We start from the raw sequence: 1,209 nt of genomic DNA, 5'->3' as shown, positions 1-1,209 counted from the left end.
TTAAAAAATTTTTGGAATCTAATAAAGATAAAAGCAGTCGAGAGCTAGCCATCTTGTATCCTAGTAAAGTGTCAGCAAGAACTATAATAAACATGATTAGAAAAGTTGGTTACAGCTATAAAAAAACTTTTCTTCATCCCAAAAGAAATCATAAATTAAGAAAATGAGTTTATAGAAAAGATAACCACCATAGACAAAGATAAACTAGTGTTTTTGGATGAATCAGGAATAGAAGATAATGCGTGTCGAGAACATGGCTGGAGCCCAAAAGGAGAAAGATGTTATGGTGAAAAAAGTTTATCAGCACAAACACAGAATTAGTATGATTGCTGGCCTATTTAATAGCAATATTGTAGCACCTCTAATATTTGAAGGCAATTGTAATAAAGCTATTTTTGAGACGTATGTCAAGGATATACTCATTAAAGAATTAAGGGCAGGACAAGTCGTAGTAATGGATAATATTAATTTTCATAAAAACTCTAAGGTAAAAGAATTAATTGAATCGGTAGGGGCAAGTATTTTATTCCTTCCTACTTACAGTCCTGATCTTAATCCTATAGAACATTATTGGTTTAAAATTAAACATCAAATTAGAAAAGATACTAGTAACTTTACATATTTTTTTGATGCTGTTTATCACGTATTACAAAAAGTAACTACCTTACCTGCTTAAGCTATACCATAAAAATTCCTTGCTCTAAAAGTTGTAGAAATAATTGTTGCGAAATATAACCACGATCTCCGAATACTTTACCAAAAAGATTTTTGATTATCAGTTCCAGCTGTTTTCTATCATCCTTATTGCCAGGGCTAAAAGATGCTTTAACTATACCACCGGCTCTATTAATTATTAGATGTAGTTTAAGTCCATAGAACCAACCTTTTGTTGTCTTACTGCTTGCTGCTATGCCGGCGAACACTTTATTCATTGAAATACGGTATCTCTTACATACCTCTATACTACTTGAATCTACAAAAGAGAGTCCGTCACACTGATCCAAAATAGAATTGAATATTAGTACTAATAGTGGTAAATGTGGACCTATTATTTTTATAAATTGACTATAGCTTACTAATTGAAAATCTCTTTGATGATGAATTCATATTTGCTTCAGATAAAAATTCTTAAAACAATCATAAGATGACTGCCAGTAGCCTATTATAGATTGTTATTACCTCACTTCTGTTCAGTCGACTTTTAGGACC

It is taken from the genome of Rickettsia endosymbiont of Ixodes scapularis, assembly GCF_000160735.1.
Taxonomy (GTDB): Bacteria; Pseudomonadota; Alphaproteobacteria; order Rickettsiales; family Rickettsiaceae; genus Rickettsia; species Rickettsia tamurae.
This window is presented reverse-complemented; position numbering follows the sequence as displayed.